This is a genomic window from Enterobacter chengduensis (assembly GCF_001984825.2).
GTDB classification, from domain to species: Bacteria; Pseudomonadota; Gammaproteobacteria; order Enterobacterales; family Enterobacteriaceae; genus Enterobacter; species Enterobacter chengduensis.
In genome coordinates, this window is the sequence record NZ_CP043318.1 from 3,212,429 (window position 1) to 3,226,881 (window position 14,453).

The following is a 14,453-nucleotide window of genomic DNA, read 5'->3' on the forward strand; positions in this document are numbered from 1 at the left end:
AAGGTCATGGCGCAAAACAGCGCGTTATCAACGCTGAAAGATCTGGCTGAAAAAGAAGTTGATGATGCCGCATTGCAGCTTGGCGCAATGCGACGCGGGTGCCAGCAGGCTGAAGAACAGTTGAAGATGTTAATCGACTATCAGCATGAGTATCGCACCAACCTCAATACCGATATGACGCAGGGCATTGGCAGCCAGCGCTGGATTAACTATCAGCAGTTTATCCAGACGCTGGAAAAGGCGATTGAACAGCATCGCCAGCAGCTTAACCAGTGGACCCAAAAAGTCGATACCGCGCTGAACTTCTGGCGCGAGAAAAAACAGCGGCTGCAGGCCTGGCAAACCTTACAGGACCGGCAGATTGCAGCCTCGACCCTGGCGGAAAACCGTCTGGATCAGAAAAAAATGGATGAGTTTGCCCAGCGCGCATCAATGAGGAAACCGGAATGATCACACTGCAACAACTGCTGATGAGCGACAGCGACCTGTCGGGCGGCACGCAAACGGGGAAAGGCGCCGACGGTGCGCAGGACTTTCTCTCCCTGCTGGCGGGCGCCCTGTCGGACGCTACGGGCAAGGGTAAAGATGCGCCGCTGACCCTGGCTGACCTGAAAGCCGCCGGCAGCAAGCTGTCAAAAGTGGCTCAGGACGCTAAAGGTGATACCGCCCTGCAGGCCAAAATTGCCGACCTGTTCGCGCGTCAGCCAGCCCTGAGCGGCGATGAAACGGCCCAGCTTACAGCGCCTGAAACCCTGATATCCGGACTGGTGCCGCTGTCAAAGGGCAATGCCCAGAAAACGCTGACGGCGGCCAACGGCAAGGACGACGGCAAAAGCGAACTGACTGAAGAAGAGCTGGCCGGATTAAGCGCGCTGATGGCCATGCTGCCGCACCAGCAGACCCGCACCGATCACGCCGCGGGCAATGACGGTATTGCCGCACGGTCGGCGCTCGGTACCGCGACGCTCGCTCAACATGGGGCGGGCCAGCTGCCGCTGAACGCGCCTGCGGGAAGCCATGATAAAGGCCAGACGGCTGAGCCATATCAGAGCCAGGCGAAAACCAGCGTCCCGGATCTGTCAGCCAATGCGCCAGCCACGCCGGTTGTTAACGCCGCGGCAGACAAGCAGGAGCTCGCCAGTTCCTCCTCCACGGCCTCCCCAACGGCCACCCTGGCACCGATTCTGTCCAGCCATGCCACCAGCCAGCCTGCCGCCACCGTTGCCACCGCACCGGTGTTAAGCCAGCCGCTGGGCACCCACGAATGGCAGCAGTCCCTGAGCCAGCACATCACGCTGTTCACTAAGCAGGGCCAGCAGACGGCCGAGCTGCGTCTGCACCCGGAAGATCTGGGTCAGGTGCAAATTTCGCTTAAGCTGGATGATAACCAGGCGCAGCTGCAGATGGTCTCCGCGCACAGCCACGTGCGCGCGGCGCTGGAAGCCGCGCTGCCGGTGCTGCGAACCTCGCTGGCGGAGAACGGCATTCAGCTTGCGCAGAGCAGCGTCAGCAGCGAGAGCTTCGCCGGGCAGCAGCACTCCTCATCCCAGCAGCAGCACCAGGCTTCGCGTTCCGGCAACACCGGCGGGTTTAATGAAGAGAGCGATGAATTACTGCCTGTTCCTGCCGCCCTGCAATCCGCAGCGCGCGGTAACGGTGCCGTAGACATCTTCGCCTAAACGCCAGAGGTAGCGTGATTATCCCCGTCTTTTCCACGCTTTGACGGCAGCAGGACACGGGATAATCACCTTATTAAGCAGTACCGAAACAGGAAGCTCGTATCAGATGACTGACTCCGCTATCACCAAAAAAAGTAAGCGTTCCATCTGGATCCCGCTGCTGGTGTTGATCACGCTCGCCGCCTGCGCCACCGCGGGCTATAGTTACTGGCGTATGCAGCAGGAACCGACCACCGCTGCAGCCAAGGCTGAAGCGCCACCTCCGCCGGCTCCAGTATTCTTCCCGCTGGATACCTTCACCGTCAATCTGGGTGATGCGGATCGCGTGCTTTATGTGGGCATTACGCTGCGCCTGAAAGATGAAGCCACCCGTTCACGTCTGAACGATTACCTTCCTGAAGTGCGCAGCCGCCTCCTGCTGCTGTTCTCTCGTCAGGACGCTTCGGCGCTGGCCACCGATGTGGGTAAGCAAAAGCTCGTCGACGCCATTAAACAAACGCTGGCGACCCCGCTGGTAAACGGCCAACCTAAGCAGGAAGTCACTGACGTTCTGTATACAGCATTCATTCTGCGGTAACGACATGGGCGACAGTATTCTTTCTCAGGCAGAAATCGATGCGCTGCTTAACGGCGACAGCGATAAAAACGATGATCCGCAACCGGGGATTGGCGGCGATAGCGATATTCGTCCCTATGACCCGAATACCCAGCGCCGCGTGGTACGTGAACGTCTGCAGGCGCTGGAGATCATTAACGAGCGTTTTGCACGTCAGTTCCGTATGGGGCTGTTTAACCTGCTGCGCCGTAGCCCGGATATCACGGTCGGCGCGATCCGCATTCAGCCTTACCATGAGTTTGCCCGCAACCTGCCGGTACCAACCAACCTTAACCTGATTCATCTTAAGCCGCTGCGCGGCACCGGCCTGGTGGTGTTTTCCCCAAGCCTGGTGTTCATCGCGGTGGATAACCTGTTCGGCGGCGACGGGCGCTTCCCGACCAAGGTAGAAGGTCGCGAATTCACCCACACCGAACAGCGCGTCATTAACCGCATGCTGAAGCTGGCGCTGGAGTCGTACAGCGACGCCTGGAAAGCGATTAACCCGCTGGAAGTGGAGTACGTCCGTTCCGAGATGCAGGTGAAATTTACCAATATCACCACCTCTCCGAACGATATCGTCGTGAACACGCCGTTCCACGTGGAGATCGGTAACCTGACCGGCGAGTTCAACATCTGCCTGCCGTTCAGCATGATCGAACCGCTGCGCGAGCTGCTGGTGAACCCGCCGCTGGAGAACTCCCGCAACGAAGACCAGAACTGGCGAGAAAACCTGGTCCGCCAGGTCCAGCATTCACAGCTTGAGCTGGTGGCGAGCTTCGCCGATATCCCGCTGCGGTTATCCCAGATCCTGAAATTACAACCCGGTGACGTTTTGCCGATAGAAAAACCCGACCGCATTATTGCCCATGTGGATGGTGTCCCCGTGCTGACAAGCCAGTACGGCACGATTAACGGTCAGTATGCGTTACGCGTTGAGCACTTGATCAACCCGATTTTGAATTCGCTGAATGAGGAACAGCCCAAATGAGTGACATGAACAATCCGTCCGATGAAAACAGCGGAGCACTGGACGATCTGTGGGCTGACGCGTTAAACGAGCAAAAAACGACTCCGGCCAAAAGCGCTGCGGATGCCGTATTCCAGCAGCTCGGCGGCGGTGACGTCAGCGGTACGCTGCAGGATATCGATCTGATTATGGATATCCCGGTAAAGCTGACCGTTGAGCTGGGACGTACCCGTATGACCATTAAAGAGCTGCTGCGCCTGACGCAGGGTTCCGTGGTGGCCCTTGACGGTCTGGCCGGCGAGCCGCTGGATATTCTGATCAACGGCTATCTGATTGCCCAGGGTGAGGTCGTGGTAGTAGCCGATAAATACGGCGTGCGTATCACCGACATCATTACCCCGTCTGAACGTATGCGTCGTCTGAGCCGTTAAGCATGAAAACCCAGGCAACACTATCGCAACCTTCTGCCGTTCCCGGCTCGCCTCTGCTCCAGGTGAGCGGGGCATTGTTCGGTATTATTGCCTTTATTCTTATCGCCGCCTGGCTGGCGAAGCGCTTTGGCCTGGCGGGTAAAACCGCCGGTGCCCGCGGCCTGAAGGTGAGCGCCAGCACCACGCTGGGGCCGCGCGAACGCGTGGTCATCGTCGAGGTGGATGACGCGCGTCTGGTCCTTGGCGTGACGGCCTCAAACATCAGCGTCTTACATAAGCTGCCGCCCGCCCCTGCCGTGGTGGACGAGCGCGCAGACGCCCCCGCGGATTTTCAGTCCGTCATGAAGAGTTTGCTTAAGCGTTCCGGGAGATCCTGATGCGCCGTTTGTTATCCCTGACGCTTGCGGGCGTTGGCCTGTTTGCTCCCGCGGTTTATGCACAGCTGCCCGGTCTGGTCTCCACCCCTCTCGCGGGCGGCGGACAAAGCTGGTCGCTGCCGGTGCAGACGCTGGTGTTCATCACCTCCCTGACGTTTATTCCGGCCATCCTGCTGATGATGACCAGCTTCACCCGCATCATCATCGTCTTTGGTCTGCTGCGAAACGCGCTCGGCACCCCTTCCGCCCCGCCAAACCAGGTTCTGCTGGGGCTGGCGCTGTTTTTAACCTTTTTCATTATGTCGCCGGTGATCGATAAGATTTACACCGACGCCTACCAGCCGTTCAGCGAAGACAAAATCTCCATGCAGGAGGCGCTGGATAAAGGCGCGCAGCCGCTGCGCGAATTTATGCTGCGCCAGACGCGCGAGGCGGATCTGGCGCTGTTTGCCCGCCTGTCCAATACCGGCGAACTGCAGGGGCCGGAAGCGGTGCCGATGCGTATTCTTCTGCCGGCCTATGTCACCAGCGAGCTGAAAACCGCGTTCCAGATTGGCTTTACCATCTTTATTCCGTTCCTGATTATCGACCTGGTGATCGCCAGCGTCCTGATGGCGCTCGGGATGATGATGGTGCCGCCCGCAACCATTGCCCTGCCCTTTAAGATCATGCTCTTTGTGCTGGTCGACGGCTGGCAGCTGCTGGTCAGCTCGCTGGCGCAAAGTTTCTACAGTTAAGGAACGGCAATGACACCCGAATCGGTCATGATGATGGGCACGGAAGCGATGAAAATCGCGATTGCCGTTGCCGCGCCGCTGCTGCTTGTCGCGCTGGTTACCGGTCTGATTATCAGCATCCTGCAGGCCGCCACGCAGATTAACGAAATGACGCTGTCATTTATTCCGAAAATCATCGCCGTGTTCGTGGCGATTATCGTGGCCGGGCCGTGGATGCTGAACCTGTTGCTGGACTACATGCGCAACCTGTTTACCAACCTGCCGTACATCATCGGCTGATCTGACGATGCTGCACTTCACCAGCGACCAGTGGGTTCAGTGGCTCGGCGTCTATTTCTGGCCGATGCTGCGCATCATGGCGCTGATTTCTACCGCCCCGATCCTCAGCGAGAAATCGATCCCCAAGCGCGTCAAGGTGGGGCTGGGCATTATCATCTCCATTATCGTCGCGCCCTCACTGCCCCCCGTGGATATTCCGATCTTCTCGGTGAACGCGGTGTGGGTGGCCTTGCAGCAGATAATGATTGGCGTCGCCGTCGGCTTTACCATGCAGCTTGCCTTTGCCGCGGTGCGTACCGCAGGGGAACTGATCGGCCTGCAGATGGGGCTATCGTTCGCCACGTTTGTCGATCCCGGCAGTCATCTCAACATGCCCGTGATCGCGCGCATTATCGACCTGCTCGCCATGCTGCTGTTCCTCTCCTTCAACGGTCATCTGTGGCTTATCTCCATGCTGGTGGATACGTTCCATACGCTGCCGATTGGCGATAATCCGGTGAACAGCAACGCCTTCCTGGCGCTCACCCGCGCGGCGGGGCTGGTTTTCCTGAACGGGCTGATGCTGGCGCTGCCGATCATCACCCTGCTGCTGACGGTCAACCTGGCGTTAGGTTTACTCAACCGTATGGCGCCACAGCTCTCGGTGTTTGTCATTGGTTTTCCGCTCACCTTAACGGTCGGCATTTTATTAATGTCATTACTGATGCCACTTATCGCTCCCTTCTGTGAACATTTATTCGGCGAGATATTCAACCTGTTAGCGGAAATTGTTAGCGAACTGCCACGTAAATAATAACCCGCACTGTTGCTATTGTCTTTCTGAGGATATTCCTAAAATAAAACGCGAAAAACATCTTCCAGGATATATCTGACGCGGTTTAATTGTTTCTAACCACCTCACAATACTTAATATTTACTTTACTTTAAGAAGATTCCTGGCAAATTATACGTAACTTTACGGGATAGTGAGTCCTCCTGAAAGTCTTTGTCATGCTCACAGGTTTATTATTTTTTCCATCCCGTATGGCTGTTTTGAGCTCTCAGGCAGATGGTGAATTATCGTTACGCATTGAGTGAGGGTATGCCATGTCAACGATCATTATGGATTTATGCAGCTACACCCGGCTAGGGTTAACCGGGTACCTGGCAAGCAGAGGGGTAAGAAAGAGAGACATCAACGATGCGCACACCGTTGACGAACTCGCAGCCGCTTGTGACGAACTAAAACCAGGCGTGGTGTTTATTAATGAGGACTGTTTCATTCACGATCCAGCCAACAGTCAGCACATTAAGCAAATCATTAATCAGCATCCAAAAACCCTGTTTATTGTTTTTATGGCGATCGCGAATATCCATTTCGATGAGTATTTGTTGGTCCGTAAAAATTTATTGATCAGTTCTAAATCGATTAAACCCGAGTCGCTGGATGACATTTTGGGTGATTATTTGAATAAAGAAGTAAAAAATGTAGGAGCGGTTAACTTACCCACCTTATCATTAAGCAGGACTGAATCAAGTATGCTGCGAATGTGGATGGCGGGACAAGGAACTATTCAGATCTCGGACCAGATGAATATTAAAGCGAAAACCGTTTCGTCACACAAAGGAAATATTAAACGGAAAATTAAAACGCATAATAAGCAAGTGATCTACCATGTGGTACGCCTGACCGATAATGTGACGAACGGGATTTTCGTCAACATGCGTTAGTCGCTTAAAACCCTGTGCACCCTACCTTTGATCTCTGGCCTGGCCAGAGATTTTTGCGTCTGTAAGGCTGTCGGGCGCGCTGTGCTACCCGACGCCGTGCTAGTCTGCTTTCTCAACAAAAATGCCGTCCGGATGCCCCAGTTCGTTAAAAAACCAGATGCCGAGCGGGTAGTCTTCCAGCGATACCAGGTACATTGTGCCTTCGCTAAACTCTTCAATTGCCAATACCACACCCGGGCGGCGCGGCCCACCGTCCGTTTTAACCGTTACCCGATCGTTGACCTTCATACATTCCTCCTCTGGTTTTGAGCCAGTGTAGAACAAAACGCAAAAACGCACATCGCCGCCCGGCGTGAATGGCGTTTTTATCTACAGTCTATACTTATCGTTGGACCCGGCTGAATGAGGAACCCCTAATGAAGACCGATAAAGCGTACAGCGATACCATCAAGCGAGAAGTCGAGGTGGATGTCGATGCCCTGCTGGCCGCCATCAATGAGATCAGCGAGTCAGAAGTCCGCCGGACGGACGATAATTCGGACCGCGTCATCGTCAACGGCAGGGATTATCACACCTACCGCGAGCTGGCCGAGGCCTTCGAGCTTGATATTCACGACTTTAGCGTGTCGGAAGCCAATCGGTAGGGCGAAAAAAATCCCGGTCATGGGGATGACCGGGATCAAAACTTGCTTATGCAAGAAGCACTTGAAAATTCGTTACACCAGGAAATCTGATGTACATGCCACACTATCTCCAACGAATTTGTCTGACAAGCATATATTCTTACGATGAATATAATATTTTTAACATTATGCTTTCTACTATGCGCAATAACACGCGCCGAATGCGGGCTTGCCTGGAATTGTTCCCATTTCTCCAGCGGCGCATTCGGTCAGTTTTTAAGAATTTTCCTAGATGGTGAAGCCCCCTCACCAGGAGTCGCTATGCCTTCACTTCGGGATAACTTGCTGATTTTTTCTGACCTGGATGGCTCGTTGCTGGATATTCATACCTATGACTGGCAACCCGCCATGCCCTGGCTCGACAGGCTTCTGGAAAGCCAGGTTCCGGTCATTCTGTGCAGCAGCAAGACTGCGGCAGAGATGCTGGATATTCAGCAGGATCTGGGGCTAGAAGGCTTACCCTTTATTGCCGAAAACGGCGCGGTGATTCAGCCCGACGTGCGCTGGGAAAAGGTCCAGCGTCAGATACGCGGGACGGCGCATCGGGATATTCGCCCGCGAATCGAGCATATTCGCCTGCAGACGGGCGCTAAGTTCACCACCTTTGACGACGTGGATGACCGCGTCATCAGCGAGTGGACCGGGCTAACGCGCTACCGTGCGGCGCTGGCCCGCAGGCACGAGGCATCCGTCACGCTTATCTGGCGCGATACCGACGAGAAAATGGTTCAGTTTGAAGAGGAGCTGGCGCGCATCGGCCTGAAATGTCTGCAGGGGGCGCGCTTCTGGCATATTCTCGACGCCCGCTGCGGCAAGGACGTGGCGGTGAACTGGCTGATTGCCCAGTACCGCGAGCAGGAAGAGATCGACCCCACCACGCTGGGGCTCGGCGACGGCCCGAACGATGCGCCGCTGCTCGACAGCGTCGACTTCGCGGTGGTCATCAAGGGCATCAACCGCCAGGGGATCACGCTACGGGACGATAACCCCGAGCGGGTTTATCACACCCGGCAGCCTGGGCCCGCGGGCTGGCAGGAGGGGCTGGATCACTTCCTGTCCTGATCCCGCCAGACGACCCGGTTACGCCCGCGCTGTTTGGCCTGATAGAGCCGGGTGTCCGCAATGGACTGCAGCTGTTCAAAATCGTAGAGACCCGCCTCATCCGCGCTGCTCACGCCCAGCGACGCGCTGATGCGCAGGGTTGTGCTTTTCTTCACCAGGATCTCTTTACTGTTGATCCGGCAGCGAATGCGGTCCGCAACCCCCCTCGCCTCCTCCAGACCGATCCCCGGCAGGACGACGCAAAACTCCTCCCCGCCGACGCGGCCTGCTACATCATTTTTGCGTAACGCGCTCGCAATCAGCCCCGCGGTGTGGGAGAGCACCTTATCTCCAGCCTGGTGGCCGAAACGGTCGTTGACGTTTTTAAAGTGATCGAGATCGAGCTGAATTACCGAGACGGGCAGCGACTGCTGACGACAGGTTTCCGCCAGGATTTTGGCGCGATCGAACAGCGCGCCGCGATTATTCAGCCGGGTAAGCGGGTCATGCCAGGCCTGCCACTGAAGCGAATACTGAAGCGTATACATGTTACTCACCATCCGACGGATAACCAGCCACGAGATCAACAGCATGGCGGTAAAGAGCGCCCACAGCAGCGCCAGCACGATGCTGATGCTGCCGAAGTCGTCCTGCACCCCTTCGTGCAGGGTGTGGATCCGCAGGACGACGCCATCGAAGTGATCGAGCCGCTCCCAGCTAATAAAGCGGCTTCCGAGGCGGATCCCGCCGCCGGTCGCGTGCTCAATCGCCTGGGCAATCTGTGCCGTTTCGCGTTCGTCAAAGTGGTTAACCGGGCTTCCCGCGTGGGCAGACGTGGCAATCACATTGAGCCGGGTATCGTACAGCTGATACTCCCCCTCCGTTCGGTCTTCCGTCGCCTCTGCCAGCAGCTGCTGCATCGTGCTCAATGTAAAGTCCATCGCCACAACGCCATACCAGTAGCGATCGAAATATATAGGCACGCTGGCGGTGATCGTGCGTTCGTCACGGGTCCAGGATGAAGGCGTAGAGATAAACCAGCGCACCGCGCGCGCGCGATTGTTACGCTCGGACTGCTGGGTAAACCAGGACTGGGTCACCAGGTTGTAATAGCGGGCGGTGATATCACCCGCCTGGTCCGGCGTATCGGTGGAAATGAAAAAACCGGCGCGGGAGACGTAGATCACCCGCGCTTCCGTTTGCGCTCTCGACGACGCCAGCCTGAGCAGGTATCCCACTTCCAGGGCGGCAGAAATTTCATGGCCGATGCGCTCGGCGTCACGATTGAGAAGCGTGGTTTTTTCAACGAACGCATCCGACACCCCGTTGATGGGAAGGGTACGTTTTTTATCAACGGCAAGCTGCCAGGTGGGGAGCATACGGACGGTATTAAAGCGTGACACCGCATCCTTTAAGACGTCAAAGGCCAGCGGGGTCTGGATCGCATCCCCCATGCCCTGACGGAAGAACAGCATCCTGTCAACGCTGTTCTGCAGCTCCCTGTCCAGCGAACTCGCCACCGTATCCAGATGGTTGCGCTGGCTCGAGATGTACGCCTCTTCGAGCACCACCACCTCGCGCCAGGTCAGGAGCGTGGAAAAGACCAGAACGAACAGAAAGCAGAGATTAACAATCAAGCCCGGATTGCTACGCTTATGCAGCCATTGCAAAAAAGATTGTCTTACAACAAAGGTATCGTGCTGCACACACACTCCCTGATAACTGCCCTACGCCCGGTACGTGAGATAAAAACGCCCGGCAAAGCCGGGCGTTATGTGATTAAGCCTTGTCCCGCTTGCGCTGCCCCTCTCCCGGCTGAAGCTCATCTTCACGAAATGCTTCCCGCTTGATGCTGTAGCCATCGTGCCACCGACATTCCACCATTCCGCTGGAATAGCCGGTGACAATCATACGTGGGCCGCCCTTCTTAGGCTTAACTTCATCACTGACCAAAAAGACCATACCTGCCTCCTGTATCAGGGTGAAACTGTTTCAATTTAGACGAGGAATGGTCTTTTTGCATCCCATAACGGATAACAATTAGTGCGAGGTGCCGCGCAGTTTTTCAACCAGCTTCACCGCCGCGACCACGATAGCGCCAATGATAAAGCCCAGCACCAGATTCAGCAGCGTGGGCAGGATCGCCGCAATAACGGCCCCCTGCGCGGAGGCGAAATGTTCGATAGCATGGTGCAGCGGCGCAATGCCGTGAACCACGATCCCGCCGCCCACGAGGAACATCGCCAGCGTGCCCACCACCGACAAACTCTTCATCAGCCACGGGGCCAGCACCAGCAGGCTTTTGCCGATACCTCTCGCCACCGCGCTCGACTTTTCTTCCAGCCAGTAGCCGATATCGTCCAGCTTCACGATCAGCCCCACCAGGCCGTAGACGCCTACCGTGACCAGAATGGCGATGCCGGAGAGGATCAGCACCTGATTGAGGAGCGGCGCGTCGGAGACAATGCCCAGCGTAATGGCGACAATTTCCGCCGACAGGATAAAGTCGGTCCGAATGGCGCCTTTGACCTTATCGCGCTCGAAGGTTTTTGGATCCTGCGCGGCCAGCGCCTCAAGACGCTGCTGGCGCACCTCAGGCGTATCGCTCTGCTTGCGCGCGCTAAAGGAGTGCAGAACCTTCTCGACGCCCTCAAAGCAGAGAAACGCCCCGCCGATCATCAACAGCGGCGTGATGGCCCAGGGAATAAACGCGCTGATCAGCAGCGCCAGCGGCACCAGAATCACCTTGTTCAGGAAGGAGCCTTTCGCCACGCCCCACACCACCGGCAGCTCCCGGTTTGCTCTTACCCCACTCACCTGCTGGGCGTTAAGCGATAAATCATCTCCCAGCACGCCAGCGGTTTTCTTCGCCGCCAGCTTCCCCATCACTGAAATGTCGTCCAGTAAGGTGGCAATATCGTCCAGCAATGTTAATAAGCTACTTCCTGCCAAAATGGTCATCCTTTGTTTTTTGGTAATTAAGTGAATAGTATGGAGCAAAAGCGCAAACCCGGAAACACCCACCTTACGTCAACAAAAAATTCACATCAGCCATACAATTAAAGGGCTCGCCAGCGCGATAGTTTTCGCGTTTACTATCAGCGACCTTTTTATTTCGTCGTGAGGGATTATGCGTTTCCGGCAACTGCTACCGCTCATCGGGGCACTCTTTTCGCTGTATATCATCTGGGGCTCAACCTATTTTGTCATTCGCATCGGCGTGGAGAGCTGGCCGCCGCTGATGATGGCGGGTATTCGCTTTCTCTCTGCGGGCGTGCTGCTGCTGGCGTTCCTGCTGCTGCGCGGGCATAAGCTTCCCCCGCTGCGGCCGCTGCTCAATGCCGCCCTGATCGGCCTGCTGCTGCTGGCGGTAGGAAATGGGTTTGTGACGATTGCCGAGCACCAGAACGTCCCGTCCGGGATCGCCGCCGTGGTCGTAGCCACCGTACCGCTGTTTACCCTGTGCTTTAGCCGCCTTTTCGGTATTCGCACCCGCAAGCTGGAGTGGCTGGGGATAGGCATTGGCCTGGCCGGCATTATTCTGCTCAACAGCGGGGGCAACCTGAGCGGGAATCCGTGGGGCGCGGTGATTATCCTGATAGGCTCCATGAGCTGGGCGTTTGGTTCCGTCTACGGTTCGCGTATTGAACTGCCGACCGGCATGATGGCCGGTGCGATTGAGATGCTCGCCGCCGGGATTGTGCTGCTGCTGGCCTCCGCGCTGACGGGAGAGAAGCTGACTGCCCTGCCGCCGGTGTCGGGCTTCCTGGCGGTAGGCTACCTGGCGCTGTTTGGCTCCCTGATTGCCATTAACGCCTATATGTTCCTGATCCGCAACGTCTCCCCGGCCGTCGCCACCAGCTATGCCTACGTTAACCCGGTTGTGGCCGTGCTGCTCGGGACGGGACTGGGGGGAGAAACGCTCTCTCCCGTGGAGTGGATTGCTTTAGGGATCATCGTCTTTGCCGTCGTGCTGGTTACCCTGGGCAAATATTTGCTGCCTGCCAAACCGGTGGTTACGCCTTGCGGGGCGGAGAAACCGTAAGCAGGTGGATCCCCTGCGTGTCGATCTGCGCGGTCTGGCCGCCGCCGCAGATCCACTCTTCCAGCCGTTCTCGCAGATCGGTATCGTTCAGCTTTAAGCGGCCTCTCAGCGCACACTCCCAGACAATCAGCACCCGCCAGCCGTGCGCAATAAGCATCGAAAGATCCCGCCTGTCGCGCTCGACGTTCTTGCCAATCTTATCCAGCCAGAAATCGGTGCGCGTCGCGGGGACTTTAAACAGGTAGCAGTCGTGATGGTGCCAGAAACAGCCGTGGGTAAAGATGATGCACTGCCAGGCGTCGATGACGAAATCCGGGCGACCCGCCAGGGCGGCATCCTGCACGCGGAAGTCAAACCCCGCCAGCGTCAGCAGCCCGGCCAGGCGCTTTTCGATGGCGGTGTCACGCGTGCCGATGGCCCGCATGTTTTTGCTGCGCGTCGCCTTATCGTGAACGTCCGTCATTGACGGCCTTACCCTGACGGAGCGCCGCCGCCTGTCTGATGCGCGAGGCCAGCAGCTTTGCCACGGCCGCGAACGCGGGAACCACCACCGAGTTGCCAAACTGGCGGTACGCCTGGGTGTCCGATACAGGAATGCGGAAGCGGTAACCCTGCGGGGTCTCAAAGCCCATCAGCCGGGCGCATTCCCGCGGCGTTAAGCGTCGCGGACGGTGACGCTGGTTGTGCGGGTCGTCGAAATCTTTTTCGCCCAGCGCCTTGTCCCAGCCTCTGTCGATCAGGATTTCCGCGCCGTCCTTGTAGTAGCGCGCGGAGAGCGTGCGGGTGACGCTGTGCGGATCGTTCGGGTTGACCATACCAAAACCGAAGCCGTTGCCCTTCGCCTGATGCTTCTTGGCATAGCGGTAAAGGTATTTCCACAGGATCGGCGTAAGGATAAATTTCGCGTCGACCGCCGGCTCCAGCAGGTCAGCCACGGTGGGACGGCGCGCGGGATATAACGCCGGAATATCCCGCAGGGTGAAATCGCCCTTAAGATTGAGATCGCGGCGGAACCCCACCAGCACGATACGTTCGCGATGCTGGGGCAGGAAATGTTTCCCATCAATGATTTTGGGGTCATCCGCGCCCATGTCCTGCGAATCGGCCACGTCATAGCCCAGCTCATCCAGCGTTTGCATGATAATGCGGAAGGTTTTCCCGCCGTCGTGGCTCTTTAAATTCTTAACGTTTTCCAGCACGAAGATGGCCGGGCGGCAGGCATCGATAATGCGCGCCACGTCAAAAAACAGCGTTCCCTGGGTATCGCAGGCGAAGCCGTGGGCGCGTCCGAGGGCATTCTTTTTGGAGACGCCGGCCAGCGAGAAGGGCTGACACGGAAAGCCCGCCAGCAGAACGTCATGCGCCGGGATCGTCTGACGAATGTGCTCGGCGGCCTGTTCATCGCTCACGCCGCTTTTATGGCTCAGGGTCACGTCGCGGATATCCGCGTTGAAATGGTGCTCGTGCGGGTCGCAGTACCAGTTAGCCTTGTAGGTACGCACGGCGTGTTTGTTCCACTCGCTGGTGAACACGCACTGTCCGCCGATGGCTTCAAAACCGTGTCGGATGCCGCCGATTCCGGCAAACAGATCGATAAAGCGGAAAGCATAGTTCGGGTGCGCGGCAGAAGGACGCGGAAGCAGGTTTTGCAGATAGCGAAACTCGCCTTCGCTCAGGCGACGCCCCGCGCGTTCGCTGGTCAGCAGACGTTTAAGGATCGCCGGGCTCCAGTGGCTCTCGCCGTGCGCCACCAGCAGATTGGCCAGCGTTTTAGCATCATAGATATCCAACAGCTGGCGCAGCAACGCCTGCACCGTTGCCGTTGATTTCTCAGCCTGCTCGGGCGCGGGCTCTGTCACTGATCGATTTTCCTGCATTCTTTTAACCGGAGAATAAAGACTGGAAA

The 14,453-nt window shown here is 57.1% G+C and carries 18 protein-coding genes and 1 pseudogene; 13 read left to right on the top strand and 6 right to left on the bottom strand.

What is annotated here, in order from left to right:
* Positions 1-6 precede the first annotated feature (6 nt).
* The 10 genes and pseudogenes from fliJ to rcsA all read left to right on the top strand — a co-directional run bounded on the left by fliJ (position 7) and on the right by rcsA (position 6,778).
* A complete protein-coding gene (fliJ, locus tag FY206_RS15645; RefSeq protein WP_006811155.1) occupies positions 7-450 on the top strand; it encodes a flagellar export protein FliJ in 444 nt (147 codons plus the stop codon).
* Positions 447-1,679 (top strand): flagellar hook length control protein FliK, encoded by a 1,233-nt coding sequence (gene fliK, locus FY206_RS15650; RefSeq protein WP_032641434.1) that lies wholly within the window; start codon positions 447-449, stop codon positions 1,677-1,679. Before fliJ ends, fliK begins: the two co-directional genes overlap by 4 nt.
* Positions 1,680-1,785: 106 nt before the next feature.
* Positions 1,786-2,256: a flagellar basal body-associated protein FliL gene (fliL, locus tag FY206_RS15655; RefSeq protein ID WP_023312306.1), complete on the top strand. Its 471-nt coding sequence runs from the start codon at positions 1,786-1,788 to the stop codon at positions 2,254-2,256.
* Positions 2,257-2,260: 4 nt separating this feature from the next.
* Positions 2,261-3,265 (top strand): flagellar motor switch protein FliM, encoded by a 1,005-nt coding sequence (gene fliM / locus FY206_RS15660; RefSeq protein WP_014170737.1) that lies wholly within the window; start codon positions 2,261-2,263, stop codon positions 3,263-3,265.
* The gene (gene fliN, locus FY206_RS15665; protein ID WP_014170738.1) at positions 3,262-3,675 is read left to right on the top strand and encodes a flagellar motor switch protein FliN; all 414 of its coding nucleotides are present in this window, start codon (positions 3,262-3,264) and stop codon (positions 3,673-3,675) included. The genes fliM and fliN overlap by 4 nt, the downstream gene beginning before the upstream one ends.
* Before the next feature lie 2 nt (positions 3,676-3,677).
* Positions 3,678-4,052: a flagellar biosynthetic protein FliO gene (fliO, locus tag FY206_RS15670; RefSeq protein WP_032641435.1), complete on the top strand. Its 375-nt coding sequence runs from the start codon at positions 3,678-3,680 to the stop codon at positions 4,050-4,052.
* On the top strand, positions 4,052-4,789 hold the full coding sequence (gene fliP / locus FY206_RS15675; protein WP_008500316.1) for a flagellar type III secretion system pore protein FliP: 738 nt from the start codon (positions 4,052-4,054) through the stop codon (positions 4,787-4,789). Before fliO ends, fliP begins: the two co-directional genes overlap by 1 nt.
* Before the next feature lie 9 nt (positions 4,790-4,798).
* Positions 4,799-5,068, top strand: coding sequence for a flagellar biosynthesis protein FliQ (fliQ, locus tag FY206_RS15680; RefSeq protein WP_008500315.1), 270 nt, complete (start codon positions 4,799-4,801; stop codon positions 5,066-5,068).
* 7 nt (positions 5,069-5,075) lie between these two features.
* A pseudogene (gene fliR / locus FY206_RS15685) lies at positions 5,076-5,868 on the top strand (flagellar biosynthetic protein FliR); the annotation flags it as partial.
* Positions 5,869-6,154: 286 nt separating this feature from the next.
* On the top strand, positions 6,155-6,778 hold the full coding sequence (gene rcsA, locus FY206_RS15690; protein ID WP_008500313.1) for a transcriptional regulator RcsA: 624 nt from the start codon (positions 6,155-6,157) through the stop codon (positions 6,776-6,778).
* 99 nt (positions 6,779-6,877) lie between these two features.
* On the opposite strand, the gene dsrB is transcribed toward rcsA, so the two are convergent.
* A complete protein-coding gene (gene dsrB / locus FY206_RS15695; protein ID WP_008500312.1) occupies positions 6,878-7,066 on the bottom strand; it encodes a protein DsrB in 189 nt (62 codons plus the stop codon).
* A 128-nt stretch (positions 7,067-7,194) separates the two neighbouring features.
* Between dsrB and yodD the strand changes: the two genes are divergently transcribed.
* Together yodD and FY206_RS15705 are read left to right on the top strand one after the other, a co-directional pair.
* Positions 7,195-7,422, top strand: coding sequence for a YodD family peroxide/acid resistance protein (gene yodD, locus FY206_RS15700; protein ID WP_032641438.1), 228 nt, complete (start codon positions 7,195-7,197; stop codon positions 7,420-7,422).
* A gap of 300 nt (positions 7,423-7,722) precedes the next feature.
* Positions 7,723-8,523 carry a mannosyl-3-phosphoglycerate phosphatase-related protein gene (locus tag FY206_RS15705; protein WP_032641440.1) on the top strand — a complete coding sequence of 267 codons (801 nt, stop codon included), beginning with the start codon at positions 7,723-7,725 and terminating at the stop codon, positions 8,521-8,523.
* Here FY206_RS15705 and dgcQ read toward each other — a convergent pair.
* The 3 genes from dgcQ to FY206_RS15720 all read right to left on the bottom strand — a co-directional run bounded on the left by dgcQ (position 8,508) and on the right by FY206_RS15720 (position 11,463).
* On the bottom strand, positions 8,508-10,208 hold the full coding sequence (dgcQ, locus tag FY206_RS15710) for a cellulose biosynthesis regulator diguanylate cyclase DgcQ (RefSeq protein WP_032641442.1): 1,701 nt from the start codon (positions 10,206-10,208) through the stop codon (positions 8,508-8,510). The two genes, FY206_RS15705 and dgcQ, sit on opposite strands and share 16 nt — an antisense overlap.
* Positions 10,209-10,281: 73 nt before the next feature.
* The gene (locus FY206_RS15715) at positions 10,282-10,464 is read right to left on the bottom strand and encodes a YodC family protein (RefSeq protein ID WP_032641443.1); all 183 of its coding nucleotides are present in this window, start codon (positions 10,462-10,464) and stop codon (positions 10,282-10,284) included.
* A 78-nt stretch (positions 10,465-10,542) separates the two neighbouring features.
* Positions 10,543-11,463, bottom strand: a complete 921-nt coding sequence (locus tag FY206_RS15720; protein WP_374206854.1) for a DUF808 domain-containing protein — start codon at positions 11,461-11,463, stop codon at positions 10,543-10,545.
* A 169-nt stretch (positions 11,464-11,632) separates the two neighbouring features.
* Here FY206_RS15720 and yedA point away from each other — a divergent pair, with 169 nt between their 5' ends.
* A complete protein-coding gene (gene yedA, locus FY206_RS15725; protein WP_032641448.1) occupies positions 11,633-12,547 on the top strand; it encodes a drug/metabolite exporter YedA in 915 nt (304 codons plus the stop codon).
* Here yedA and FY206_RS15730 read toward each other — a convergent pair.
* Together FY206_RS15730 and FY206_RS15735 are read right to left on the bottom strand one after the other, a co-directional pair.
* Positions 12,519-13,010, bottom strand: a complete 492-nt coding sequence (locus FY206_RS15730) for a very short patch repair endonuclease (RefSeq protein ID WP_032641450.1) — start codon at positions 13,008-13,010, stop codon at positions 12,519-12,521. The two genes, yedA and FY206_RS15730, sit on opposite strands and share 29 nt — an antisense overlap.
* Positions 12,991-14,406 (bottom strand): DNA cytosine methyltransferase, encoded by a 1,416-nt coding sequence (locus FY206_RS15735; protein WP_032641452.1) that lies wholly within the window; start codon positions 14,404-14,406, stop codon positions 12,991-12,993. Before FY206_RS15735 ends, FY206_RS15730 begins: the two co-directional genes overlap by 20 nt.
* Between the last annotated feature and the right edge of the window lie 47 nt (positions 14,407-14,453).